This window comes from Acidimicrobiales bacterium, assembly GCA_016794585.1.
Classification (GTDB): Bacteria; Actinomycetota; Acidimicrobiia; order Acidimicrobiales; family DATDAH01; genus JAEUJM01.
The window spans coordinates 1-2,118 of sequence record JAEUJM010000008.1; the positions used below are offsets into that span (position 1 = coordinate 1).

Sequence of the window (2,118 nt, forward strand, 5' to 3'; positions counted from 1 at the left end):
CGAGTCCTGCTCCACGCCGGCGGGATCACCTGGCCCACCCGCCCACGCCCACCCCGGATCCGAACCCGCTCTCCCCACTCAGTCGCGTAGAGCCAGCAATCTCCCCATTTCCCTCCCCGGGGGCACGAAGCCGAGCGTGCATTGAGCCTGCGTCTCCACGGCCGGCGGCGCCCGCGCACCCCAGCCCCGTCTCCCGGAAGGACACCTCACCCGGGCAGCCGAGGGTAAGACTGAGCGCATGACCGTGCAGCGGATGGACAACGTCGGCATCGTCGTCGACGACCTCCCGGCGACCATCGCCTTCTTCGAGGACCTCGGCCTCGAGCTCGAGGGCGGAGGCGTCATCGAGGGCGAGTGGGCCGGGAGGGTCACCGGCCTGGGCGACCAACGCGTCGAGGTCGCCATGATGCGCACCCCCGACGGCCACAGCCGCCTCGAGCTGTCCCGCTTCCTCGACCCGCCCGTGGTCGCGGATCACCGGGCCGCGCCGGTGAACTCGCTCGGCTACCTGCGGGTGATGTTCGCGGTCGACGATCTCGATGAGACCCTGGCCCGCCTCCGTCCCCACGGCATGGAGCTCGTCGGCGAGGTGGTCCGGTACGAGGACGCCTACCTCCTCTGCTACGTCCGCGGCCCCGGCGGCCTCCTCCTCGGCCTCGCCCAACAGCTCGGCTGACCGCGCGATCCCCGGAGCCACCTGGCTCGACCCCGCCCGGCTCACGGCCACCCGTGGACACTCGAACCCCGGAATCCCAGGCCAAGTTCGTCGGCGAATGCCTTGCGTCGGCGTCACTGTGGGACTAGGGTGATCGAACACCAGTTCGCAGCCCTGGGCGCTTCTCCGGCTGCCACTTCCCCGGACAATCTCACGTTTCTCGTGGTTGGGAGTGGTCGTCGTGCGTGCTGAGTTGGTCGATGTGCACCAGGCAGCGGACAAGCTCCGCGGGGTCATCTGGGCGAACGAGCCGGCGTCCACGTTGGAGGACTCGCTGGTGGGGTTCGCGCAGATCCGGGCCATGGTCGACGCCGCCGAGATCGAGTGCCTCGGCGTCTACGACGCTTCCAAGGAGTGGAAGGCCACCGGGGCGCTGTCCGCCCCGGCTCGCATCGCGGAGCTGACGTGTGGGCGGCAGGACTCGATCGGGTGGCGGCGGGGCCTGGCCCGCAAGCTCCGGGGCATGCCCCACACCGTGGCCGCGTTCGAGCTCGGCGACATCGGCCTCGAGCACGTGTCGTCGTTGTGTCGGGCCAACCTGTTCGCATTGGCGGTCGAGTTCGCCCGCGACGAGGCCATGTTGGTCGACAAGGCCCGCACCCTTCCCTACGACGAGTTCGCCCGGGAGCTCCGGAACTGGCGGGCCGCGGTCGACCCCGAAGGCACCGAGAAACGCGCCCTGTCGAACTACGAGGAACGACGGCTGCACGCCTCCGAGACCTTCGAAGGAATGGGCCAGGTGGACGGGTGGATGGAACCGTTCGGGTTCCACGTGTTCAAGACCGAGCTCGACCGCCACTACCAGCTCTTGTTGGACGCCGAGTGGGCCGACGCCCGCGCCCGGTTGGGTGACGCCGCCACCGTGAACGATCTCGAACGCACCCCCGCCCAGCGCCGCCACGACGCCCTGGCCAACATGGCCGAAGCCTCCCGCGAACACGCAGGCGTGGCCGCCGAGTCCTCGCTGGGCACCACCATCGTCTGCGACCAACCCACCTACCTGATCGCGTTGGCCCGGATCCTCGCCGCGATCCGCGGCGACGACCCCAACCAGTACCGCTACCCGTTCCAACGGCGCTGCGAGTTCGCCGACGGCACCCCCGCCACCCCCGAACAAGCCGTCTGGGCCTCCATCGCCGGATGGATCGAAGTCCTCGCCCTCGACACCAACGGCCACGCCCTCAACTACTCCAAGACCCGCCGGTTCTTCACCGGCAAACAACGCGACGCCACCCGCCTCGCCTTCCCCGTCTGCGAACACTCGGGACTGCCGCGCGGCGGGGTGACATCTGATCTGTGGTGCTGAGTGGTGCCACGGGAGAGGATGTGCACCATGCCCAAGCCGTATCCGAAGGAGTTCCGCGAGGAGGTCGTCCGGGTCGCCCAGAACCGCGAGGACGGCG

2 protein-coding genes are annotated in these 2,118 nt (G+C 69.6%); both read left to right on the forward strand.

From position 1 onward, the window contains the following. Positions 1-238: 238 nt before the first annotated feature. On the forward strand, positions 239-676 hold the full coding sequence (locus JNK12_03210) for a VOC family protein (GenBank protein ID MBL8774909.1): 438 nt from the start codon (positions 239-241) through the stop codon (positions 674-676). A 220-nt stretch (positions 677-896) separates the two neighbouring features. Beyond that, positions 897-2,021, forward strand: a complete 1,125-nt coding sequence (locus tag JNK12_03215; protein MBL8774910.1) for a DUF222 domain-containing protein — start codon at positions 897-899, stop codon at positions 2,019-2,021. The last annotated feature ends 97 nt before the right edge of the window (positions 2,022-2,118 follow it).

Bases quoted from the DNA above. Each gene is read 5' to 3' on its own strand.
- JNK12_03210 (MBL8774909.1), top strand. From the start codon at position 239: ATGACCGTGCAGCGGATGGACAACGTCGGCATCGTCGTCGACGACCTC.